The organism is Lederbergia sp. NSJ-179 (genome assembly GCF_022867885.1).
Taxonomy (GTDB): domain Bacteria; phylum Bacillota; class Bacilli; order Bacillales; family Bacillaceae_C; genus Lederbergia.
Map to the genome: position 1 here is coordinate 20,557 of NZ_JALIFP010000010.1, position 24,526 is coordinate 45,082.

21 protein-coding genes are annotated in these 24,526 nt (G+C 38.8%); 12 read left to right on the top strand and 9 right to left on the bottom strand.

Going from position 1 to position 24,526, the window contains the following annotated elements; genetic code table 11:
* Positions 1 to 148 precede the first annotated feature (148 nt).
* The 5 genes from MUB24_RS09675 to MUB24_RS09695 form a co-directional block, all read right to left on the bottom strand.
* On the bottom strand, positions 149 to 1,213 hold the full coding sequence (locus tag MUB24_RS09675; RefSeq protein WP_396426724.1) for a ribonucleotide-diphosphate reductase subunit beta: 1,065 nt from the start codon (positions 1,211 to 1,213) through the stop codon (positions 149 to 151).
* Positions 1,165 to 1,608 (bottom strand): flavodoxin, encoded by a 444-nt coding sequence (locus MUB24_RS09680; RefSeq protein WP_244703473.1) that lies wholly within the window; start codon positions 1,606 to 1,608, stop codon positions 1,165 to 1,167. Before MUB24_RS09680 ends, MUB24_RS09675 begins: the two co-directional genes overlap by 49 nt.
* Complete coding sequence (locus tag MUB24_RS09685; protein ID WP_396426729.1) at positions 1,593 to 3,869, bottom strand: ribonucleoside-diphosphate reductase subunit alpha; 2,277 nt, start codon at positions 3,867 to 3,869, stop codon at positions 1,593 to 1,595. The genes MUB24_RS09680 and MUB24_RS09685 overlap by 16 nt, the downstream gene beginning before the upstream one ends.
* 250 nt (positions 3,870 to 4,119) lie before the next feature.
* Positions 4,120 to 4,788: an anti-sigma factor gene (locus MUB24_RS09690; RefSeq protein WP_244703475.1), complete on the bottom strand. Its 669-nt coding sequence runs from the start codon at positions 4,786 to 4,788 to the stop codon at positions 4,120 to 4,122.
* Complete coding sequence (locus MUB24_RS09695) at positions 4,778 to 5,374, bottom strand: RNA polymerase sigma factor (RefSeq protein WP_244703476.1); 597 nt, start codon at positions 5,372 to 5,374, stop codon at positions 4,778 to 4,780. The genes MUB24_RS09690 and MUB24_RS09695 overlap by 11 nt, the downstream gene beginning before the upstream one ends.
* 142 nt (positions 5,375 to 5,516) lie before the next feature.
* Here MUB24_RS09695 and MUB24_RS09700 point away from each other — a divergent pair, with 142 nt between their 5' ends.
* Genes MUB24_RS09700 through MUB24_RS09710 form a run of 3 tightly spaced genes read left to right on the top strand, consistent with a single transcriptional unit; the run spans position 5,517 to position 8,601 of the window.
* Positions 5,517 to 6,677: a COG1470 family protein gene (locus MUB24_RS09700; protein WP_244703478.1), complete on the top strand. Its 1,161-nt coding sequence runs from the start codon at positions 5,517 to 5,519 to the stop codon at positions 6,675 to 6,677.
* 2 nt (positions 6,678 to 6,679) lie between these two features.
* Positions 6,680 to 7,627, top strand: a complete 948-nt coding sequence (locus tag MUB24_RS09705; protein WP_244703480.1) for an ABC transporter ATP-binding protein — start codon at positions 6,680 to 6,682, stop codon at positions 7,625 to 7,627.
* Positions 7,624 to 8,601 carry an ABC transporter permease gene (locus MUB24_RS09710; RefSeq protein WP_396426725.1) on the top strand — a complete coding sequence of 326 codons (978 nt, stop codon included), beginning with the start codon at positions 7,624 to 7,626 and terminating at the stop codon, positions 8,599 to 8,601. Before MUB24_RS09705 ends, MUB24_RS09710 begins: the two co-directional genes overlap by 4 nt.
* 69 nt (positions 8,602 to 8,670) lie before the next feature.
* Here the strand turns inward: MUB24_RS09710 and MUB24_RS09715 are convergent, their stop codons facing one another.
* Positions 8,671 to 9,843 carry an ROK family transcriptional regulator gene (locus tag MUB24_RS09715; RefSeq protein WP_244703482.1) on the bottom strand — a complete coding sequence of 391 codons (1,173 nt, stop codon included), beginning with the start codon at positions 9,841 to 9,843 and terminating at the stop codon, positions 8,671 to 8,673.
* A gap of 131 nt (positions 9,844 to 9,974) precedes the next feature.
* Here MUB24_RS09715 and xylA point away from each other — a divergent pair, with 131 nt between their 5' ends.
* Both xylA and xylB read left to right on the top strand, forming a co-directional pair.
* Positions 9,975 to 11,300, top strand: a complete 1,326-nt coding sequence (xylA, locus tag MUB24_RS09720; protein WP_244703485.1) for a xylose isomerase — start codon at positions 9,975 to 9,977, stop codon at positions 11,298 to 11,300.
* A gap of 31 nt (positions 11,301 to 11,331) precedes the next feature.
* Positions 11,332 to 12,831: a xylulokinase gene (gene xylB, locus MUB24_RS09725; protein WP_244703488.1), complete on the top strand. Its 1,500-nt coding sequence runs from the start codon at positions 11,332 to 11,334 to the stop codon at positions 12,829 to 12,831.
* A gap of 149 nt (positions 12,832 to 12,980) precedes the next feature.
* Here xylB and MUB24_RS09730 read toward each other — a convergent pair whose 3' ends face one another.
* Positions 12,981 to 14,249, bottom strand: coding sequence for an MFS transporter (locus tag MUB24_RS09730; protein WP_244703491.1), 1,269 nt, complete (start codon positions 14,247 to 14,249; stop codon positions 12,981 to 12,983).
* 334 nt (positions 14,250 to 14,583) lie between these two features.
* On the opposite strand from MUB24_RS09730, the gene MUB24_RS09735 reads away from it, so the two are divergent.
* Both MUB24_RS09735 and odhB read left to right on the top strand, forming a co-directional pair.
* Positions 14,584 to 17,421: a 2-oxoglutarate dehydrogenase E1 component gene (locus MUB24_RS09735; protein WP_244703494.1), complete on the top strand. Its 2,838-nt coding sequence runs from the start codon at positions 14,584 to 14,586 to the stop codon at positions 17,419 to 17,421.
* A gap of 42 nt (positions 17,422 to 17,463) precedes the next feature.
* A complete protein-coding gene (gene odhB / locus MUB24_RS09740; protein ID WP_244703496.1) occupies positions 17,464 to 18,717 on the top strand; it encodes a 2-oxoglutarate dehydrogenase complex dihydrolipoyllysine-residue succinyltransferase in 1,254 nt (417 codons plus the stop codon).
* A 122-nt stretch (positions 18,718 to 18,839) separates the two neighbouring features.
* Here the strand turns inward: odhB and sda are convergent, their stop codons facing one another.
* Positions 18,840 to 18,962 (bottom strand): sporulation histidine kinase inhibitor Sda, encoded by a 123-nt coding sequence (gene sda / locus MUB24_RS09745; RefSeq protein WP_244703498.1) that lies wholly within the window; start codon positions 18,960 to 18,962, stop codon positions 18,840 to 18,842.
* A 239-nt stretch (positions 18,963 to 19,201) separates the two neighbouring features.
* Here sda and MUB24_RS09750 point away from each other — a divergent pair, with 239 nt between their 5' ends.
* The 3 genes from MUB24_RS09750 to MUB24_RS09760 all read left to right on the top strand — a co-directional run bounded on the left by MUB24_RS09750 (position 19,202) and on the right by MUB24_RS09760 (position 22,576).
* A complete protein-coding gene (locus MUB24_RS09750; RefSeq protein ID WP_244703501.1) occupies positions 19,202 to 19,675 on the top strand; it encodes a Rok-like winged helix domain-containing protein in 474 nt (157 codons plus the stop codon).
* A gap of 93 nt (positions 19,676 to 19,768) precedes the next feature.
* Positions 19,769 to 20,647 (top strand): ATP-binding protein, encoded by an 879-nt coding sequence (locus MUB24_RS09755; RefSeq protein WP_244703504.1) that lies wholly within the window; start codon positions 19,769 to 19,771, stop codon positions 20,645 to 20,647.
* A gap of 12 nt (positions 20,648 to 20,659) precedes the next feature.
* Positions 20,660 to 22,576 (top strand): vWA domain-containing protein, encoded by a 1,917-nt coding sequence (locus MUB24_RS09760; RefSeq protein ID WP_244703506.1) that lies wholly within the window; start codon positions 20,660 to 20,662, stop codon positions 22,574 to 22,576.
* Positions 22,577 to 22,781: 205 nt separating this feature from the next.
* Here MUB24_RS09760 and MUB24_RS09765 read toward each other — a convergent pair whose 3' ends face one another.
* A complete protein-coding gene (locus tag MUB24_RS09765) occupies positions 22,782 to 23,531 on the bottom strand; it encodes a TPM domain-containing protein (protein WP_244703509.1) in 750 nt (249 codons plus the stop codon).
* 207 nt (positions 23,532 to 23,738) lie between these two features.
* Here MUB24_RS09765 and MUB24_RS09770 point away from each other — a divergent pair, with 207 nt between their 5' ends.
* Positions 23,739 to 24,014 carry a hypothetical protein gene (locus MUB24_RS09770; protein ID WP_244703698.1) on the top strand — a complete coding sequence of 92 codons (276 nt, stop codon included), beginning with the start codon at positions 23,739 to 23,741 and terminating at the stop codon, positions 24,012 to 24,014.
* Positions 23,984 to 24,523: a molybdopterin-guanine dinucleotide biosynthesis protein B gene (gene mobB / locus MUB24_RS09775; protein WP_244703512.1), complete on the top strand. Its 540-nt coding sequence runs from the start codon at positions 23,984 to 23,986 to the stop codon at positions 24,521 to 24,523. Before MUB24_RS09770 ends, mobB begins: the two co-directional genes overlap by 31 nt.
* The last annotated feature ends 3 nt before the right edge of the window (positions 24,524 to 24,526 follow it).

A 24,526-nucleotide genomic window follows, 5' to 3' on the forward strand; every position in this document is an offset into this window, starting at 1 on the left:
AGCTCCAGCGCCCAGCGACTAGCAAACTTTCGGTGCCTGCTTGCGTAAGTCAACATCGATTCACCCTTCGGGTTCATCGTGTTTCCTTTATCTCGTCAGGCCCCTAAAAAGTTTGTACGTCGCTAAACGGGCGCTTGCGCTTTTCTTATTATAATTCATCAAATCCGTTTAAGTCACTTGTTTTTGTATATTGTCTTGATTTTTGTTCAAAGAAGTCTGTTTTGGTATCATCAAAATTATCCACGTAAGCTCGAATCCATTTCATTGGATTGTCCGTATGATCCGGATAAATCTCACTTAACCCCAATAGACGCAGCATTTTATTGGCTCGATATTTGATGTAGCCTTCCATTTCCGTTAAGTCAATTCCCTCAATCTTCGCTAGGATGTAGTGACTCCATTTTGTTTCCTGCTGAACAGAATGACGGAATTGGTCATAGACCCAATCTGTCAATTCATCCGTGTTGTATTCAGGATGCTCTGCTAAGGTTGCGCGAAAGAGCTCACTAATAAAGCGTCCATGCTGCAACTCATCCCTGTTGATATAACTGATCATTGTAGACGTGCCTACCATCTTTTGGTCTCTAGCTAAGTTATAAAAAAAGGCAAAACCTGAATAGAAGAATAATCCTTCTAATAAAGAAGTATACACCATTGCTTTTAATACATTTAAAATCGTTGGATTTTGCGCAAATTCATTATAGACTTCCATAATCCGATTGTTTCGTTCCAATAATACTTTGTCTGTTCGACCTGTTTCAAATGATTCAATTTGTTTGTCCAAAGTCGTGACAGAAGAAAGGACATAGGCGTAGCTATGGTTATGTTCACTCTCCTGATCTGCAATTGTCGCCATTACAGATTTCACTGATGGATCTGTTGAATATTGAGAAATTCTCGCTGCCATATCGGTCTGAGGACCATCCAAGGTAGCTAATAATCCTATGATTTTAAGAAAGGTTGTTTGTTCTGCTTCCGTTAAATTAGGAAATTGCTTCGTATCATGAGTCATATCCACTTCACTTGCTCGCCAGAAAAGCGCCCGAATTTGTTCCCGATGTTTATAAAAGTGAGGATATTTTAAATCATTCCAATTTAAAATCCCACTCGCTTTTCCACCGAAAAGGGCTGTAGAGCGGTTCGGATTGACTGGATCTAATATATTTACTTTACTAAGTACTGTGGACAATGTTCGATAACTCCTTCCGTCCATCGGATCACTTTTTCCTCTTGTGAACCTCTGGGGCTTTGTTCAATTTTTAAAGGAGGAAGAGGGGAGTGATAAAATTTCGCTAGTTTTTGAGCTGCATGACAAAATAAGTCGTCCCCGCCAAATTGGGTATCACCTGTTCCAAATACAAAAACTTTCGGAGGCTTATAGCCAATATCATAAACAAAATCTTTCACCTCATCAGGTGTTGCTCCTTTATCCCATGTGAAGGTTCCTACAATCATCGCATCGTAATGAGAGGGATCAGGGATTCTTCCTGCACCGATCCAATAGAGATCGGTGCAGAAACCTTCCTGTTGCAGCTTTTTATTTATTAATTCGGCTACTTCCTTTGTATTTCCACTATAACTGGCGTAACAAATTAAGATTCGCACCATTCACATTCCTCGATATCCGATGCAGTCGATCGGACATAATAAGTTGTTTTTAAACCGGAATCCCATGCTTGCAAATGTAAATCGAGTAGCACTTTTGCTTTGATATTATTGGGCACATAGAAATTAAAAGAAATCGATTGATCAATATGACGCTGTCTTGCTGCGTTTTGTTGAACAGACCAACGCTGATCCACTATATAAGCAGAACGGCGATAAATATCATACGTACGGTGATCTAAATCCGGTGCTACAAATGGCAATTTATAATTTTTCTTTTCTTCATAGTAAAATGGTTTAAAAATCGGATCAATACTTGCTGTTGAGCCGGCAATGACAGAAGTACTAGAATTAGGAGCAACAGCCATTAGATAGCCATTGCGGATTCCGAAGTTTGCGACCTCCTCCATGATCGAACGCCACTCTGGGTCATGTTCATAATCACGCTGTTTGAAATATTCTCCTGTCTGCCAATCGCTTCCAGCGAAATTTGGATAAGCACCTTTTTCCTTAGCTAAAGCAACACTTGCTTGAATCGTTAATTTAGAGATCGATTCATAAAGCTGATCAGCAAATGCAACGGCTTCTTTTGATTCCCATTTAATCCCTTTTAATGCCAAAATATGATGCCAACCAAATGTACCTAAACCAATTGCCCGGTATTTTTTATTGGTAATCATCGCTTGTTTCACATCAATCGTATTGAGATCAATGACATTATCGAGCATCCGAACTTGGATCGGAATCAATCGTTCTAATATTTCCTGTCGGCCCTCTAACTGAACCGTTCTGCCCAAATTAATGGAAGATAAATTACAAACGACAAAGTCACCGGGTTTTTTATACGTAATAATGGTTCCATCCTCAATGATTTCTTCACTTTGAATAGTAGGGGACATATTTTGGGTTATTTCGGTACACAAATTACTCGAATAGACCATTCCAACATGTTTATTTGGATTCTTCCGATTTACCTCATCTCGGTAAAACATAAATGGTGTACCTGTTTCAAGTTGAGATTTCATAATACGAATCATAATTTGAATCGCTGGAAGTTTTGTCTTTTTTAACTGCGGGTGCTGCACACATTCTTCATATTTTTCTCTAAAGCTGCCCTGACCTTTCTCCTCATCATAAAAATCTTCCAGTGAGAAGCCCATTATATTTCTAACCTCATGCGGATCAAATAAATACCAATCCCCACGATTTTCTACCTGTTCCATAAATAAGTCAGGGAGACATACACCTGTAAAAATATCATGGGCGCGTTGTCTTTCATCTCCGTTATTTAATTTTAAATCTAGGAAGGAGAGAATATCAGCATGCCAAACATCAAGATAGACAGCAATAGCCCCTTTTCTACGGCCAAGTTGATCCACACTGACAGCAGTGTTATTTAGCTGTTTAATCCAAGGCAATACTCCAGAGGAGGCGCCTTGAAAGCCTTTAATGGAGGAACCACGACTCCTCACTTTTCCCATATAGACGCCGATTCCGCCGCCATCTTTCGAAAGTCTAGCTACATCTGTATTACTATTGTAAATGCCAATCAATGAATCCTCGACAGTGTCAATAAAACAACTGGATAATTGTCCGTGCGCAAGTCCAGCATTGGCCAATGTAGGAGTTGCTACAGTCATATAAAGATTGGATAAAGCCCAGTAAGCCTCTGCAACAAGTTCAAAACGTTTTTCAACCGGTTCATCCTGCATCAAATGCATAGAAATGACAAGCCAGCGTTCTTGCGGTAATTCATAAGTGTTTTTTTGATGATCAGTGGCCAAATATCTTGTCGCTAAAGTGTGTAAAGCAATATAATCGAACAGAAAATCTTTTTCAGGATCAATCAATGTCGCCAATTTCTCGATTTCTCCTCGAGTATATTTTTCTAGAATACGAGGTGAGTAGATGCCTTTAGCTGTTAATTGTTTTAATAACTGATAAAAATCTCCGTATTTCCATTCAGGATTATAACCCCGATGGAGGCTCGCTTGTCTATATAGCTTATGTAAATAAATTTTAGCTGCTTCAAAGCTCCATTGGGCATTTACCTCATCAACGTTTTCCAAAGCAGTATTAATAAGGACAGAAGTAATTTCATCTGTCTTCATTTCTGCTTTGGATTCAATCGTGCGTATCACTTTGTCCATATATTCCTGGGAGCGGATCGTCGTGATCTTTTCGATAAAAGCTTGGATGCGATTTTTATCGAAATGGGCAGTATGTGTTTCCTCTTGTTTTGCAATAATAGTAGTCAATGAGATTCACCTTTCTATCAATGTAATCAACAACATTTGTAATACATAGAACGGCTAAGTTGCCATTCGGTTGACAGGAGCAAACTCTTTACTCTACGTTTTCTCCTTATTAAAATCAATATATAGTGTTGATCTTCAGATGTAGACACAAAATATTGTGTCTGTATTGATATTAACATGATTCCTGATCAATGGCAACATCTAACATTTTTTTTGAAAAAAAAACCCACAAAGACAATCATGCCATTTTTATCTATTATTTGGCAATCAATTTGATTATATAAGAATGTTCTTGTGAGGGGGATGAGCTGCCACCTTTTGGTTCAATGCTGAACAGAATATATTCCACTTTTTCCAGTTGTTTTTCATCTGAATAAATGCTCGCTTTGCCATTTTCAAACTGCAAAACCCCCATATTTTGAAATCCATCATATGTTTTTACCCATGCTTGATAGTCTTTATCGATGATCGGCAAAAGACCGTCAACGGTTAAATAAAACTCATTTGTTCGATTATTAACCATCACGTAGCCACTTGTATGCTGACTAGGCTCAGGAATCATTTCATACACAGATGCCTCTTTCTGGTCAAGGGCAAGCTCTTGTGTGGAATGATGATCAGTAAACAAAGCAACGCTTAAAGCGATCACGAGGACGGCTAATGCTGTTACCTTCCAAACAAATGAAGGGACCATCACTCTATTTTTCTTCAATTTTGCTATATAGCTTTTTACCACTCTTCGTTTTAGTTGGGGAGATGGTTGCTCCCATTCCTCTAAAGGTAAGATTTCTCTCCATGTGTGATAGCAGGAACGACAGTGATTGCATTCTTTTATACTTAGCTGAATAGCAGTTGTTTGTTGTTTAGTCGATTTTCCAAGAATATAATCAATCATTTCTTCATCGGTCCAATGTTTACACATCATGTTTATCCTCCCCCTTTAAAAAATTTAGCGTTTTTGATTTGACTAATTGCTTACGTAAATTTTTCAAACCGTAACGGACAAGTGATTTCACTGTCCCGAGCGGAAGTTTTAGATGTGCGGCCAATTCCTTTTGGGTGAAGTTGTTGAAATAACTGCCATAAATTACCTTTCTTTGGGGATCGGGTAAGTTCTTTAAGGCCAACGAAACCAATTTTTTATCCCAGTGGCGCATCACGGTTTCATCCATGGAAATATATTCTCGAATAGATAGAGAATCATGATCAATCTCTGAATCGGTTGGGATTTCTCTTTTTCTTCTTAAGTGATCCATACATCTGCTTCTCGTGCGGATGGCGATCCAGGCTTCGATACTTCCCCTTGTTGGATCATATGTGTCGGCTTTCTGGCTAATTTCTAGCAAAATATCATGGCAAATATCTTCAGCTTCAGAAGAATTCTTTACGATATGTACAGCAATAGAGAAAATAAATCCATGATATTTTTCATAAAACTCAGTGAACGCTTCAACAGAACCGCTTGCCATCCCTTCGAGCAAATATCTTTCCTTATTCTCCTCTTTCGCCATTTATATCACCACCATAACTAGGTCTCTACCTATATTGTACAAAATTAACGGAAGAAGAAAACAAAAAAAGTTTAAAAAAAGTAAATCCAAATTAGTCGATTATGCGTATCGAATATAAAACAATAAATTGGGGGGTATTGAGATGTTCAAAAAACTTACTAGTTTCATTGTGTTGTTCAGTTTGCTTGTATTTTGTGTGTTGCCATTATCCTCGGCTAAGGCCGCGGAAGGAATTGAGCTGTTTACACCTTATAGCGGGATTTCCGTAACACCAGGTGAGACGATTAATTATTCATTCAATGTGATCAACCATACTTCTTCTGTTCAGCAAGTTCACCTTTCTTTGGAAGATGTTGCAAAAGACTGGGAGTATGCGATTACCTCAGGGGGCTGGGACCTACAAGAATTATCCGTCAAACCTGGTGAGTCTGAAGATTTCACTATTGATTTAACGGTACCGCTAAAGGTAGATAAGGGAACGTATCAGTTTAAAGCAATCGCGGCAACGAAAAACGGTGGAAAAACCGAGCTGCCGCTGTCGGTTAAAATTAGTGAAAAAGGAACATTTAAAACAGAATTAACGTCTGATCAAGCAAGTATGGAAGGGCATTCAGATTCTTCCTTTGATTATAAAGCAGAATTAAGAAATAGGACGGCTGAAAAACAAACCTATGCTTTACGGGCGGAAACGCCGAAGGGATGGACGGTCGATTTTAAAGTAGATGGAAAAAGCGTTTCATCTTTAACTGTTGACACAAATGCCTCGAAAGAAGTTACTGTCAATGTGACGCCTGCTGAAGGAGTAAAAGCGGATACGTATAAAATCCCAATCAAAGCGGTAAATGAAAAAACATCCTCTGATTTAGAACTTGAGGCTGTAATTACCGGTTCATATGGAATGGAGTTGACAACCCCTTCTGGGAAATTAAGTGATAATATTACCGCTGGCAAGAGTAAAAATATGACTGTTGTTGTGAAGAATACAGGTACCGCTCCACTCGGTGATGTTTCTTTGACAGCAAACGCACCAGAAGGTTGGGATGTTACGTTTGAACCAAGAAAAATTGGTAAAATTAATCCGAATCAGTCTGAAACGATTAAAGTGAACATGGAGTCAAATAAAAATGCCATTGCCGGTGATTATGTTGTTGAATTGAAAGCCAGTTCGCCTGAAGCCAGTTCAGATGCTCAGTTCAGGATTGCGGTAAAAACTCCCCTCATATGGGGATGGGTAGGAGTTCTGATTATCATCGCAGTTTTCGGCGGTATTTTTTATCTTATCCGTAAATATGGGAGGAGATAAAAATGGATAAGATTATTCAATTGGAAGGATTGACGAAGAAATATGAAAATAAGATAGCCGTTGACCATCTGAATCTTTCCATTGGCAAGGGGGAGGTATTTGGACTGTTAGGGCCCAATGGAGCTGGAAAGTCAACAACGATCTTAATGATTCTTGGTTTATCTGAGCCGACAAGCGGAGCCGTTCGCGTTTGCGGATATGACTCCACAAAGGAACCGTTACACGTGAAAAGAATCGTTGGTTACTTGCCAGACCAAGTCGGCTTTTATGAAAATCGGACAGGAATGGAAAATTTAATGTTGACAGCCTCCCTGAATGGTTTTTCACGTAAAGAAGGAGAAAAAAGGGCGAAGACACTCCTAGAAGAAGTGGGTCTTGCTTATGCAGCCGATCAAAAAACAGGCACCTATTCAAGAGGAATGAAACAAAGGCTTGGTTTAGCGGATGTCCTTATTAAAGATCCAGAAATCATCATTTTGGATGAACCGACGCTTGGGATTGATCCAAAAGGGATACAGGAATTATTGCGATTGATTCAAAAACTTAGTAAAGAGCAGGGGATCACGGTCATGCTCTCCTCTCATCAACTGCATCAAGTGCAGCAAATTTGTGATCGTGTGGGTCTTTTTGTCAACGGTAAGCTTCTTGCCGAAGGGACAGTGGAGGCATTAGCAAAACAACTATTTGGTGAAGAAGGACAACAAATAAAAGTGAAGCTTTCTGCCGTTACAGATAGCATGATTGAAGAAATTCAAGAGTTGAAAGAAGTACAAAAAGTCGTTGTACGGGAGGAGAACGAAGTAACCATTTGGTGTAAGGGGGAGGCAGCATTACAGCATATTGTCGATACGATTATTGCAAATGGATGCCATTTATCCTCCTTAACTCATGAAAAAGTTGGGCTAGACGAAATATACCAACGCTACTTTGCGGGAGGTGTTGAAGATTGAACATCAGTTTCCCATTGAAAAGACTTAAAGACGCATCAAGCAAACAGATGGAAAAATCGGCAAAGCCACAAAATTCTTTTTGGGTACTTGTTCAAAAAGAAGTATCAGATCATATTTTAAGTTGGCGGGTGAACATCATCGTCATCTTGCTGGCATTAACATGTTTAGGATCATTATATACAGCATTGACTGGGCTGCGTGATGCCGCTTCAGAAATTGGTGCGGATGATGCCTTTCTATTTTTAAAATTATTTACGATCTCAGATGGAACATTGCCGCCATTTTTTGTATTTGTTAGTTTTATCGGACCATTGCTCGGAATTGCGCTTGGCTTTGATGCCGTCAACTCTGAATATAATAAAGGGACGATTAGTCGGATTGTCTCCCAGCCAATCCCGCGCGACTATATTATCAATGCCAAATTCACCGCTTCCATAACGATTATCAGTGTGTTATTGTTTGCTTTAGGATTTTTAGTTCTAGCGCTTGGCATTATGATTACAGGGATTCCTCCAACTCCTGAGGAATTTTTACGGGTGATTTGCTTTCTCGTGCTTAGTATTTTCTATATTGCGTTTTGGCTCAACCTGTCGATTTTATTTTCGATTCGTTTTAAGCAAGCCGCAACCTCGGCTTTAAGCAGCATTGCGATTTGGTTATTTTTTAGTGTTTTCTATTCCATGATGATCAACATTATAGCCAAGTCCTTGCACAATGAGGTTTTGAGTCAAAATCTGATGAGAATATCGCCGAGTCAATTGTACAGTGAAGCAACCATGACGCTACTTACACCGACGATTCGGACGCTCGGCCCATTAACAATGGAGCAGGTAGTTGGAGCGATTCCAAGCGCCTTGCCATTAAGCCAGAGTCTGTTGCTGATTATGTCGCAATTGATTGGCTTAATGGCAGCAACGACGATCTGTTTCGGGATCTCCTATGCTTTGTTTATGCGGAAGGAAATCCGCAATTAATCTCATTTCATACAATGATCATTCTATTAAGAAGAAGGAGGATGTTCCTTGCTTGCGGAACATCCTCCTTCACTTCTGTAAAAAGTTTTCCGATGAGAAGGCAGCAACCCCTAGAGCGGCAGCGTAAGAAGAGAGCTTGGAAAATTTTATTTGTAAGCCTTGCTCTTGAAAGGACTGAATCCGCTCGGCCAATTGTTTTGTTAATGAGGCTTCGATCCATTTTTCGGTACTTGCCATCCGATTACCAATCACCACCTCTTGGGGGTTGAAAATATTGACGATATTGTTCACTCCTACCCCTAAATAATTTCCTATCCTTTCAAACAAATGAATGGCGTCTTTGTTTCCTTTTTCGGCAAGCTCCATGAGTGATTCAAGTGAAACATCTTGATCGTCAACGGGAAGAATGTTTAATTTTTTTGCTTGCTGAATCAGCGCCTGTTCTGAGGCATATAATTCCCAACACCCCTCATTCCCACAGCGACAAAGATCACCACTCACATTGATAGACATATGACCTAACTCGCCTGAAAAGCCATTATTTCCTTTATATAACTTTCCATTTAAAATCATTCCAACTCCGATGCCAATCCCTACACTTACATAAATCAGATGCTCTGACTCTTTCCCAGCTCCAAATTTTTTCTCGCCATAGGCCCCTGCATTGGCTTCATTTTCGATTATAATCGGAATATTATATTTCTCTTCTAATACGGATTGTAAATCAATATTTTTCCAGTTCAAATTTGGAGCTAATAATACTTTTCCGTCCTTACTAACGGTTCCAGGAACGCCAATCCCAATACCAACAACGCCATATGGGCTCTTTGGCGCAGCCTCAATTAATTCCCGAATCATAGAGAATAGCTGGTCTTTAATAATAGGGAAGGACTGTACATCCATTTTCATTTGTTTTTCTAGACAGATATCCCCATTCAAGTCGGTTAAAATGCCTAATAAATAATTGACACCTATATTTATCCCAATCGAATAGCCAGCGGTCTCGTTAAAGAGGAGCATAACAGGTCTTCTTCCACCACTGGATGTGCCAGGACCTGATTCGAAAATAAATTTTTCTTCGATTAAATCATGAACAAGGGAAGACACTGTTCCTTTATTAAGACCTGTTATATTGGCAATCTCTGCCCTTGATAGGGGAGAGGATTGAATGATGGTTTTTAAAACTAATGATTTATTTTCTTTCTTGACAACATGCTGATTCCATGTTCGTTCACCCTTCATAACATTCAACTCTTTCCATTATGATTATAAATAGTATACACTTAGTTTATCCGATAGACAAACTACTAAATGATTGCTATAATAATTTTGCAAGCATTTACATGTTATTTCAATTTCAAGGAGGTTTCAATATGGGTTATTTTAACACAGTCGGCAAAATTAAGTATGAAGGAGCGAAATCTACGAACCCTTACGCATTTAAATTTTACAATCCGGAAGAGGTCGTTGGTGGCAAAACAATGGAGGAATATCTCCGTTTCGGTGTTGCGTATTGGCACACATTCGTTGCTGATGGGTCAGATCCATTTGGAGTAGGGACGATGCAAAGACCTTGGGATCATTACGAAGGAATGGATCTTGCCAAAGCGCGGCTTGAAGCAGCGTTCGAATTTTTCGAAAAGTTAAATGTTCCTTATTTTTGTTTCCATGATGTAGATATAGCACCTGAAGGAGGTAATCTGAGAGAAACCTATAAAAACTTAGATACAATTGTTGCTAGTATGAAAGACTATATGAAAGATAGTAAGACAAAATTACTTTGGAATACGGCTAATAACTTCACACACCCACGTTTTATCCATGGTGCTGCTTCCTCTAACCATGCGGATGTATTTGCTTATTCCGCAGCTAAGGTTAAGAAAGGTTTGGAAATTGCAAAGGAATTAGGAGCTGAAAACTACGTATTCTGGGGAGGACGTGAAGGCTACGAGACGCTTCTAAATACAGATATGAAGCTCGAATTGGATAATTTAGGACGTTTCTTTCATATGGCTGTTGATTATGCGAAAGAAATTGGTTTTGATGGTCAATTCCTAATCGAGCCAAAACCAAAAGAGCCGACAACGCATCAATATGATTTCGATGTGGCAAGTGGCTATGCTTTCTTACAAAATTACGATCTCCAAGATCATTTTAAATTTAATATTGAAGCCAATCATGCTACACTTGCCGGTCATACTTTCGAACATGAACTACATTATGCACGAATTCATGGGATGTTAGGCTCCGTTGATGCAAACCAAGGGCATCCATTATTGGGATGGGATACAGACGAATTTCCGACTGATCTCTATTCGACCACTCTAGCTATGTATGAAATTATTAAAAATGGCGGGCTAGGAAAAGGCGGATTAAACTTTGATGCGAAGGTCCGGCGCGGTTCCTTTGAACCGGAAGATCTATTCCACGCCCATATTGCCGGAATGGATGGATTTGCAGTAGGACTTAAAGTCGCTCAAAAACTAGTCGATGACAAGGTGCTTGATCGTGTATTGGAAGATCGGTATAGCAGTTACAAAGAGGGAATTGGTTTAGATATTGTTCAAGGAAAAGTAGATTTCCATACATTAGAAGAACACGCATTAGGACTCACGGATATCAAACATCAATCAGGGCGTCTGGAAAGTATCAAAGCGACCATTAATCAATATTTATTAACAGCTTTTGCTGGCGAATAATCATACCCACGATCGAAATGAAGGTGAAGCTATGAAATATGTGATTGGTGTTGATTTGGGTACAAGCGCCGTGAAAATTTTACTTGTGAACCAGGTAGGAGAAGTGGTAGATGAGGTTTCCAAGACATATCCGCTCTATCAAGAAAAAACAGGCTATAGTGAACAAAATCCACAGGATTGGGTCGATCAGACAGTCGCTGGATTATCTGACCTCCTGAAAAATTTCAGTGGCGACCCAGAAGATATTGAAGGAATTAGCTTCTCTGGTCAAATGCATGGGCTTGTATTGCTAGATGAAAATAATGAGGTTTTGCGTCCTGCCATTCTTTGGAATGATACTCGAACAACTGTTGAATGCCAGCAAATTTATGAGCAAGTAGGAAAGGAACGGCTACTCGCCATTACAAAAAACCCAGCATTAGAAGGATTTACATTGCCTAAAATTTTATGGGTGAAAAAACATGAGCCAGAAGTCTTTGCAAAAGCAGCAACCTTTGTTTTACCAAAAGATTATCTTCGCTATAAACTAACAGGGAAAATTCATATGGATTACTCTGATGCTGCTGGCACACTTTTACTTAATATTCGTGAAAAAACATGGAGTAAGGAGATCTGTGATTTAGTTGGGTTGGACCTGACACTCTGCCCTCCATTAATTGAAGCTTATGATCAAGTAGGAACGATTACATCGGAAATAGCAAAAGCAACTGATCTTTCTCCATCCACTCGAGTGTTTGCAGGTGGAGCTGATAATGCCTGTGGAGCAATTGGTTCAGGAATCCTAGAAGATGGTCGCACACTTTGCAGTATTGGGACATCTGGTGTTGTATTGTCCTATGAAGCAAGTAATGAGAAAGATTTCCAAGGGAAGGTTCACTATTTTAATCATGGAGCACCTGGAGTCTATTATACGATGGGAGTCACATTAGCTGCTGGCTATAGCCTTAGTTGGTTTAAAGAGGTGTTTGTCCATGAAGAATCTTTTGATGATTTACTGGGGGAAGTTCATACGGTTCCTGTAGGTTCAAAAGGATTACTCTTTACCCCGTATTTGGTAGGAGAAAGAACGCCACATGCTGATGCAACGATAAGAGGCAGCTTTATTGGTATGGATGGTTCGCAGGAACGCAAGGACTTTGTACGAGCTGTTCTGGAGGGCATCACTTTCTCGTTGAATGAATCGATTGATATTTTCCGAAAAAATGGAAAAACAATTGATACCATCATTTCGATCGGTGGAGGAGCTAAAAATGAAGAATGGCTGCAAATCCAAGCCGATATCTTTGGTGCAAAGATCGTGAAGTTAGTTAGTGAACAAGGTCCTGGTATGGGAGCTGCAATGCTGGCTGCCTATGGGTGTAAATGGTTTGACTCAGTAAAGGAATGTGCAAATACATTTCTAAAGAAAGAAAAGGAAGTTTTTCCGAATAAAGAAAATGTAGAGAAATATAAAAAGTTGTTTGCTATTTATCAACAGGTTTATCCGCAAACAAAAGAAATAAACGAACAACTTAAATCGTTTCGCGAATAAAAATCATCAGCCTTGGCTGATGATTTTTTTCTCTAAAAAGAAATATCTAAGTAAATAGGCGCAGATTCATTTGGGAAACTCACGGTTGTACTACCTGTCTTTTGTTATGTTTATCCTTATATCGAAACCGATTTTGATTGAGGTAGGCCTTATTCCAAAATAGGGTTGGTTTTGGCGGCCTGTTTTTCTTTTTCAGGTTTGATCGCCTTAAAAGAAAGCCAGGCTCCAATGAGGCTGAGCGACCCTAAAAGCATAATCATATCCAATATCTTCCCTTTCATAACTAAGGCAATGATAGGTGGACCAGCAGCAACGCCAAGAAAACGCATGGAACTAAATATGGACGTAATTGTTCCTCGCATTTCCTTTTCAATGCTTTGATTCAGAATCGAATCAAGACAAGGTAAAGCAGCTCCGATTCCAATCCCACAAACAAGAAAAACGATAAGTAAATAAATGAATTTTTCGGAAATCATGGTAGCCCCAATTGAAATTCCGGTTAAAATAACTCCAAAAAACGCAATCCACTTCATCCTTGTTAAATTGTCTTTGATAACCTTCCCAGCAATATAAGATGATATACATAAAGCGGCTAAAGGAATCGCAAGTAAAAACCCCTTTTTGACTCCATCATAATGATATTTATCCTCTAAGACCGAGGATAAATAAAAAAGTAATCCAAATAAAATGAACATCAGTATGGCCCCAATAATAAAAACAGCGATAAGCCATCTCCAATGCTGTTCGAAAATTCCCTTTATATTTTTAATAAACCGACCAAAGGATAGTTCATGTTCATCTCCCTCGGGTTTTTTTACAAAGATGAGCATTAATAATAAGGAAAGAAGGCTAAGCAAAGGGATGGCAAAAAATGGCATAAACCAAATAATACCGGCAATAAGTGAACCAAGGATCGGGCTAAGTACCTTTCCAAATGTGTTAGAAGTTTCGATTATACCGAGTGATGCACTTGCCTCCGCTTCCTCTTTGCATATATCACCAACCAAAGGTAAAACAATGGGAAAGGCACCTGCTGCCCCAATTCCTTGTAAAATTCTTCCCATTATGATCCAAGAAAAGGCAGAATCAAGCTGCCATGCTGCCCAGCCCGAAATAATACCACCAATCCCTGTCATAATAAGCGAAGGAATGATCACGACTTTCCGTCCAAACTTATCAGAAAGAAATCCTGCAACTGGAATCAAAAATATGGAGACAATTGAATATACGGTAATAATTAAACTTGATTGAAATGTAGAGATATTCAGTTGCTCCTCCATTAAAGGAAGGATCGGAATTAACATCGAATTCCCAAGTGTCATAATTAGTGGTATGGACGCAATGGCCATAATGGCCATTTTTTTATTTGTTTTCTTTTGGCCAGTATTTGCTTTGAGATGTTCGTGATTAAATTCCATTGTTTTTTCCTTTCGACAATAATAATTTTACTATTTACTGATTTCGTTTTTTTATCCCAACTAAAAGGTACCTAAAGAAAGGAATTTTCAAGTAAACTGGTTATGAAAGTAACGTCAAAAACGGAAGGCAAAATCATTGATTTTTTATGAAATCATAGTAAGATTGATATGGCTGAATTTATCTATGAAAAACCCGTCGAGATCTCTATTTTAAAACCTTTTTAAAATAGATATTTTCCCTTTATATTATGCATGCACAGTGCTAGAATAATTGGGTAGGGTTTCACATTTTATTAAAACAAATTATGGTTGGAATCGTGGAGGCGTATCACAAATGAGTAAACACTCTTCATATCAAGCGTCACCCTGGCAAAAGTTTTCAGGACCGAATCTTGGTTACGTGATGGAAGTGTACGATGAGTATGTCAAAGACCCCAGTAGTATTGATCATGAATTAAAAAAGTTATTTGATCAATGGGGCGCACCGCAAGCAGTAGAAGCAGAGGAAACAACAATAAGTCAATCAGATATTTCATTTCCAGAAAATCCTAACATGTATAGCAAAATTGCCGGCGCCATTAAGCTTGCTGATAATATTCGTACATATGGGCATTTAGCCGCAGATATTAGACCTTTAGAACTTCGAGATATCGATGTAAGGTATATTGAATTGTCTCAATTTGACTTAACAGAGGAAGATCTTAAAAAAATTCCTGCCTCTTTCATTTCACCGAACGCACCATCTGCTTTAAAAGATGGGTTAGAGGCCATGAATCATTTAAAAAAGGTATATACAAAGAGGATTGCGTTTGAATATAATCATGTTCATGAATTAGAAGAAAAAAAATGGCTCAAAGAGCAAATAGAATCTGAGTGTTTTTACCCTTCCCTTACAAATGAAGAGCGGATCGAAGTATTGCATCGTCTTTCAGAAGTAGAAGGATTTGAAAAATTTATCCATCGTACATTTGTCGGTCAAAAGCGTTTTTCGATTGAAGGATTGGATACACTTGTTCCTTTAATTGATAAAATTATTCAGTCTACTGTGGAAACAGGTACTAAAACAATTAATATTGGGATGGCCCATCGTGGACGATTAAATGTACTGGCTCATATCCTTGAGAAACCATACAAATTAATATTCTCCGAATTCCAACATGCACCAAACAAGGATATGGTTCCTTCGGAGGGATCGATTGGGATTACGTATGGATGGACAGGAGATGTCAAATATCATCTTGGTGCCGATAGAAGGGTGAAACGAGGCGATACTACACAAACAAGAATTACACTCGCCAATAATCCAAGTCATCTCGAAGTTGTGGGTCCTGTTGTTGACGGTTACACACGCGCTGCACAGGAAGATAGAAGTGAACCTGGAATTCCTAAACAGGATATGTCAAGCAGCTTAGCGATTGCGGTTCACGGAGACGCAGCGTTTCCGGGGGAAGGCATTGGCCAAGAAACCTTAAATATGGGACATTTAAAAGGGTATGATACCGGCGGAACGATCCATATTATTGCGAATAATATGATCGGTTTCACAACGGAAAGTTCTGATTCCAGATCAACGAAATATGCATCGGATATTGCAAAGGGATTTGAAATTCCGATTGTTCACGTTAATGCAGATGATCCTGAAGCCGTTTTGGCAGCAGGAATACTTGCTTATAAATACCGTCAAAAATTCCATAAAGATTTTGTCATCGATTTAATCGGGTATAGACGGTATGGACATAATGAAACGGATGAACCGATGGTAACCAATCCTATTATGTATAATGTTGTGAATAATCATCCAACCGTAAAAGAAATATACGCAGAACGTTTAATGGAAAAAGGGATCATTTCAACAGAAGAAGTGAATAAGATAGATAAAAAAATCTTTCAAACACTGCAAAAGGAATATGATCGTGCCGCTAAAAATGTAGATGAACGGGATATTTCGATGAATCCGCCTGAAAATGTCATGAAGGCTTTATTGGATGAGCAAACGGCTGTTTCAGAGGAAGATTTAAAAAGAATCAATGATGCATTATTAGACTGGCCAAAAGATTTTAATGTCTTTCACAAACTAAGCCGGATATTAAAACGCAGAGAGTCTGCATTTTCTGGAAAAGGAAAAATTGATTGGGCACATGCAGAATCACTAGCATTTGCGACTATTTTAAGGGATGGTACTCCTATTCGCTTTACAGGTCAAGATACGCAGAGAGGAACATTTGCCCAACGGCATCTTGTCTTGCATGATGAGAAAAATGGGCAAGAGCTCATCCCAATGCATCATATTCCTGATGCTCGTGCTTCATTTGCTGTGTATAACAGTCCATTAACGGAAGCAGCGGTAGTAGGATTTGAATATGGTTATAATGTTTACGCCCCAGAAACACTTGTGCTTTGGGAAGCTCAATATGGTGATTTTGCCAATATGGCACAGGTCTATTTTGACCAATTTATTTCATCTGGAAGGGCCAAATGGGGACAAAAATCCGGATTGGTATTATTACTTCCACATGGATATGAAGGGGCAGGACCGGAACATTCAAGTGGAAGAGTAGAAAGATTTTTACAGAATGCTGCTGAAAATAACTGGGCTGTTGCGAATCTTTCAAGTGCCGCTCAATATTTCCATCTTCTTAGAAGACAGGCCGCTTCTCTTGGGAAAGAAAACGTCAAACCACTTGTCATTATGACACCTAAATCCTTGCTTCGTCATCCGCTTGCTTCAGTGGATGTACAGGATCTTGTGAAAGGAAGCTTTCAGCCTGTTATGGAACAAAAAGGGCTTGGTGAGAATAAAGAAGCTGTCGAAAGATTGATTCTTTGCAGTGGGAAAATTAGTATTGATTTGGCTGAGCAAGTAGAAAAGGAAACGGATCTGGATTGGCTTCATATTTTGCGAATTGAAGAATTATATCCATTCCCTTCAGAAAAAGTGAAAGGAATATTGTCCCGGTATCCAAATGTGAAAGAGCTTGTTTGGGTACAAGAAGAACCGAAGAATATGGGCGGATGGACACATGTGGATCCTTATTTGCGCAAGCTTGCTCCAAGTGGCGTTGACGTAAAATATACGGGTCGAAGAAGACGCTCTAGTCCTGCAGAAGGTGATCCGACGATTCATAGAAAAGAGCAAAATCGGATCATGAAAGAAGCACTAAGCAGAAATTAATCAAAATTCAATGTATGGCAACAATTAGAGGAGGCTTTCAAAGTGGCTGAAATTAAAGTACCTGAATTAGCAGAATCGATTACGGAAGGTACAATCGCGCAATGGTTGAAACAACCCGGAGACCATGTGGATAAGGGAGAATATATCGTAGAGCTTGAAACAGATAAGGTCAATCTTGAAGTGATTTCTGAAGAAGCGGGGATTGTGAAAGAATTGAAGGCTTCTGAAGGTGATACTGTTCAAGTAGGTGATGTTATTGCCATTGTCGAAGCTGGAGAAGGGGAAGGCAAAGCAGAGACATCAGCTAATGAACAAGTAAAAGAAGAGAAGACAAATGAAGCTGACAACAAAGAACAAAATGAAAAAGTGGAACCTGAAAAAGTGACGGAAGATAAAAAAGACCGTACCATTGCTTCGCCTGCTGCACGTAAGCTGGCAAGAGAAAAAGGGATTGATCTTTCCCAAGTACCAACTATTGATCCGATGGGACGTGTCAGAAAACAAGATGTTACCTCCTACTCTAATCAACCAAAACAGGAGGCAGCACCGTCTGCACCGGCGCAAAAAGCGGCACCAGCTGTTCCTGAAGACGGCAAGCCTGTTGAAAGGGTACGTTTATCAAGACGGCGTCAAACGATTGCAAAACGACTTTTAGAAGTGAAGCAAAATACAGCCATGTTAACGACATTTAACGAAATTGATATGACGGCTGTAATGGATCTGCGTAAACGTAAAAAAGACAATTTTGTAAAAGAGCATGATGTTCGGTTAGGATTTATGTCTTTCTTTACAAAAGCGGTTGTCGCTGCACTTAAAAAATATCCGGCTGTAAACTCTGAGCTCGATGGTGACGAGTTAATTATGAAAAACTTCTATGATATTGGTGTTGCTGTTTCAACGGATGAAGGTTTAGTTGTACCCGTTATTCGCGATTGTGACCGTAAAAACTTCGCAGAAATTGAAGCAGATATTTTAGCTGTTGCCAATAAAGCGAGGGACAATAAATTAACGTTAAGTGATTTATCTGGTGGAACATTTACGATTACCAACGGTGGTGTATTTGGCTCTCTTTTATCTACTCCGATTTTAAATGGTACACAAGTTGGGATTTTGGGCATGCATACCATTCAAACAAGACCTATTGCCATTGATGCGGAACGGATGGAAAACCGTCCAATGATGTATGTTGCTTTATCCTATGATCACCGCGTCATAGATGGAAAAGAAGCGGTAGGATTCCTAGTTACGATTAAAAAATTGTTGGAAAATCCTGAGGATCTCCTTTTAGAGGGATAACCATAGCAAAAGAGCTGACACCATGTGCCAGCTCTTTTGGATTGTATGTTTAAATAAAAAAAGCGTGTCACAATCCATGTGGCACGCTCATATGTTGATAGATATATAATTTTCTTTTTGGTTTAAGCTTTTAATCCACGTTTCCTAATTTCTGACTTAAGTAATCTAATCCATTCACTCTCATGATTATTTTTCTTTGCATCTCGATAGGCAGCAACTAGCATTTCATTACTCATAATTTTCATTGCCAGTAAAACCTCCTCGTGAAGTTGGATTATTCAATTGCTACTACATATTTTACCTCTTTTTGGACGAAAAGAAAAGGGGGTTGCTTGAATTTTCAAATAAAGTTATCGATGGCAAAAAAGAACTTAGATAAATTTTCAAAATCATCTTGCCTTTCTTAAAAATTATGCTCATAATCGAAGGTATAAAAGAAATATTATTTGACAATTGAGGATAGGTTTGATAGGAGGGCATTAAATTGTTTGATGAGAGGAACGCGTTGAAAGTTCGATTAGAGCAAATGAATGATGTAGAGAAAACGATTTTAGCAGAAATACATAAAGAACGGAATTATATTTTTAATCGATTAAGAGAATTAGATGAACAAGAGGCAGTAGAAAAAACGAGCTCCATACCGAACAATAATCGATTGAGCCAAACGAATGATTCAAAAAGTTCCCCAGCATCTATTCCTAGAATACGTAAAGGACGTCCCTCCAGACGCAGTAAAACAACAAAATTAGGGGAAATAGTGATAAATATATTAAAAGAGGCAAATGCTCCTGTACGTGGGAAAGAATTAAAGGAGAAAATTGAATCGACTACAGATTCCCATATTGCGAATATGACAACCTTTATGAATACGATTCGCGAATCAGATCCCAATATTATAAAAGTGGGACGCGGACTTTATCTATATGACCAAAATACACAAGAGGATACGAATCAGTAAAAAGTTTCCATATGAACGTAGGCTTGCTTGAGAGCAAGTCTTTTCTATTTTTGTTAGAATAGATATTTATTAATGTAGAGAGGATATCATGAGATGAATGCATTATCATTGCCGCATGCAATTGAGAAAATTGTAAAAGAAAGGAATTCAAAGTTCTCACATCAATCGCAAATAGAAGAGGAGCAAACAGGTCGATTTTTATCTAAGGATAATGAATTATTAACCGATGCCATTATTTCAGTGGCATTAGGAAAAAACCTTTTGCTTAAAGGACCTACAGGTTCCGGGAAAACGAAATTGGCGGAAACATTATCACACATTTTTCAGCAACCAATGCATAGTATCAATTGCTCCGTTGATTTGGATGCAGAGGCTTTTTTAGGTTTTAAAACGATTGGTCAAAAGGAAGGAACGCAGACAATCGAGTTTGTCCCTGGTCCAGTCGTGAAGGCGATGCAAAATGGACATTTATTATATATTGATGAGATTAATATGGCGAAACCAGAAACATTACCGATTTTAAACAGTCTTCTCGATTACCGTAGATCCGTTTTTAACCCATTTACCGCTGAGACCATTCATGCCGCAAAAGAATTTGGAGTGATTGCGGCGATTAATGAAGGGTATATTGGAACGGTTCCTTTAAACGAAGCCTTAAAAAATAGATTTATTGTTCTTGATGTTCCTTATATTCAAGGAGATACTCTAAAAACGGTACTAAGAACGGAAAGCATCTTAGAGGATGAAACATTATTAGATCAATATGTCTTATTATCCGAAGATTTGGTTACCCAAGTGCGTAATGGGCAAGTGCCGGAAGAGGCAGCATCCATTCGGGCTCTTATTGATACCTGTGATTTGTCAGTCTATTTACCACCATTAAGGGCCATTCAGCGGGGAATAGCTGACAAACTGGAAGAGGAAAGAGAAAGAGCTGCCATTATGAATATTGCGGCTACCTTGTTCGAGTGAGGAGGGAAAAAATTGTATCGCTTTATCGACTTTAATGATGAAAAAATAGATTCTCTGCTTATAATGGAATTATCAGATCTCGCCAAAACGCTTGTAAGAGATCCGGACTATGAGGTAGAGCTACGTGTTCACTCCTATGTAAGTAAGGAAGACAAAAAAATATATGTGAGTCATTTCTGGAATCATCGCTCTGAACCATTAACGGTCTCAGGGATGAAAAGTGACGTTTATTTGCGGGCAATGGGGAATTTTCATTATACGGACCAAAAGGTGGTCGATCATTTTGTGGAATGGTCCCAGAATACAAGCCTTCCTCGCTTTGCTCAACAATTATTTTCCCTTGCAGAGGATTTAAGAGTAGAGGAAATTTGCAAAAGAAAAAGGCCTGGGATGAGAAAAGAATTCCAAGTTCGCAGGCAGGTTTATTTAGAATTTTTCCAGACGCAATGGAAGGTAAATACAGAAAGAAGTTTATTTACGGATCTCCTTTTTAATCTTGCTTATTTAGTTTGGAATGCCCAAACACCTTTTTTTGAAATTCCAGGAATTCATCCGAAATTGAATCCACTGATCCCTTTATATCGAAGGAATTTGGAATCTTTTTTTGATGCTGCCTCTACAAACGATGTGGCCGAAAACTGTATGGCTATTGTGACATTATTAGAGAATGATTTAAAACGAGATTTATTAAACGACTATTATCATCTCCATCATGACCAGAAAGAAAATCAATCCGCGGATTATCGGGATTTATTAAGAAAAGACACCCTTATCAATAATGATCAAGCGAAAGAAAAAGCTGAGGGAGACGAAGAATTTTTCAAAGAGGAAATGAAGACATGGCATCGGGAGACAAGTGAACCTGGTAAAAGTTTTTTACAATTCGATCTTGAACAGGGCACACAGACAGACATACTGGCGAATGAGGCAAGGGAAGGAGAAGCGGGTGATCAAGCTTTAGCGATCGTCAAAGGGAAAACGGGGAAAAGTCGTTATCAGGATTACACAAGCATGGAAGAAATGGGGCGAAAAAATGAGGGCGCGGATAATACGAGTGCACCGTATGGTAGAGAAAATCGGAATGCAGAGGCTATTTTTATTTCGTCTGCCCAACCAAAAAAAGAAGAAATGAATCAATACCGATTATATAAAGATTCGATGACCTTGTACCAAAAAAAATTAAAGCGGACGATTGATATGACATTGGAACATAGGAAGCAGTTTCCACGAACTCAATTACTGTTTGGCCGTCTAGATAAAAATATCATTCGTTTTTTCACGGATAATCAAAAGAGGCTTTTTTATAAAAGGACAGAAAACTCGAAAAAAATAGATGCTGCTTTTAGTCTATTAGTGGATTGTTCAGCTTCTATGCAAGATAAAATGGAAGAGACGAAGAAAGGGATCACCTTATTTCACGAAGCCTTAAAATCCGTTCAGGTCCCTCATGAAATTACAGGGTTTTGGGAAGATGCAAATGAGGCAAATCAGAACAGACAACCTAATTACTTCCAGCAGCCCATTCCTTTTTCGAACTCATTAAAAAGGAAATCCGGCCCGGAAATTATGCAATTGCAAGCAGAAGAGGATAACAGAGATGGTTTTGCGATAAGAGTGATAACCGAAAGATTCTTAAAAAGAATGGAAAAACAAAAATTTTTGATTATTTTTTCTGATGGGGAACCTGCTGCTTTTGGGTATAGTCAAAATGGGATTGTCGATACCCATATGGCCGTTATGGACGCTCGTAAAAAAGGAATTGAAGTCATCAACATATTTTTATCCATGAATGGAGTGGGGGATGAACAGCGTAAAGTTTTCCATAATATTTATGGGCCCTATAGCTTAATTGCCCCAACCATTGAAGCATTACCTGAACTGCTCTTTCCACTATTAAAAAAGTTATTGCTCCAATCCCTTCACTCGTGAGCATATATTTTATCCCGAATTAACTGGCAGTAAGACCACCACTTCGAGAATTCGAGGGAAAACAAGAATTGCAAGTGGGGGTCAACTGCCAGTAAATCCCCGATTCGTTCAACTAACATTCAGTGGGGGATGAAAAAAACCCCCACTGAATGAAGTTTCACTTTATCCCTATGAAAAAAAGCTATCTAACGTTAGATAGCTTTTTTCATCTTCTGTATCTTGTCCGAATTCTTTGCTTATTTTCTCGCTTGTGTGATTTACGCTTATTCTTACGTCTTCTTCGGATAATGGTAGTGAATACTCGAAGAATTGCAAGCGACAGAGCGCCTCCTAAGAATTTGAAATCCAGAAAGATCATTCCTAAAAAAAACAGGACGACGATCATAATGGTTAGAATCGATAAGCCTGTTCGGTTTTGATAGCCATATTCATACGCTTTGGCTTCAGCGCGCTTATCAAGATCGTATTCGACTGCAAGTTCATTAAATAACTTGTTATAGGTATTCGTAATCGCCTGTTCAAAATCATTTTTTTCTAAAAAAGGTAAGGTATACGTATCTAAAATTTTTCCGATTTTTCCACCGGAGAATCTTTCCTCTAATCCTTTCCCAATTTCTATGTATATTTTCCGCTCCTGAACGACAAATAATAATAGAACCCCATTCTGTTGGTCCTGGTTTCCGAGCTGATATTTTCGAAATGCCTCTTCTGCATAATCCTTTATAGGGACAGACTTTAGGGAAGGGATGGTAAGGACACTTAGTTGAGCACCAGTTTGTTCATCAAGATAGGAACCTAACTCTATCAGCTCTTCCTGTACCTTCGTTGGCAAAAGATCAGCAAAGTCCTGGGCATAAATATCACCACGAGGATCAGGTATATCTGCTGCTAATACTTGAGTAACTGAAAAAAAGAGAAGAGGAATGAGAACGATGAAATATGTAATTTTCTTCATTACGGCATTTCCTTTCATAGCCTTTAAAAAATCTTGCTCAAAAGTTGAATATCCTTTTTAAGTGTTAACGAAATTAAGAATGAAGTCTATCCTTCTTTGTAACTAATTTCAATAGGGAATCCTTCTGCTTGTTATATTGGTTTTGAATTATATGTACGGCCTTATCTGCGTTATTGGCTTTATTCCAAAAAAACCTATTTTAAAAAAATCACAGGTAGATTAAAAAATGATTTCCCTAAACCAAATCCATTTAGTCGATTTGTCCGGGGGAAGCTCTCTTTTGAAAAAGCACAAGTTTATGCCGCTCCAGTCGGTTTAGATAAATCGGGTGTGGTCACTTCATTAGCATGGGCGAATTGCCTTATTGTCCTTCCTGGAGGAACTAGAGGGTTTGAAGCAGGAGATTCTGTCGATATTTTATTGTTAGAAGATCAAGAAGGTTGTGAACATCCATGGATCGAACCAAAGTTTTCCAAATTGTAGGCTTTCAAAATAGCGGGAAAACGACCCTAATGGAAAAATTAATTTCTTACGGAAGGAACCGGGAATTTCGACTGGGGACAATTAAGCAGCACGGACATGGCGGTCCGCCCGAAGGAAATATGCTCCATAAAGATAGTAAAAAGCATGTAAAAGCTGGGGCAATGATTGCAGCCGTAGAAGGGGATGGAATGTTGCAATTGGAAGCGCGGAATTCTTCTTGGAATTTAGATGACATTTTATCTATTTACCAATCATTACCGATTGATCTTATTTTAGTGGAAGGCTATAAAAAAGCTGCTTTTCCAAAAATTGTAATGACTCGTCATCAGGAGGATTTGCATCTTTTAACGAATTATCCAATATTAAGGGGATTATTTCTTGGATCCCTATTCATCAGCCACAAACGCTGCCGGTTTATTCCATTCATAATAGTGAAGGATTTGTTAATTTTGATGCATTCTTATCGGATAGGAACAAATATATGGCCACTTAAAAAGCAGGTTCTCTAAGGG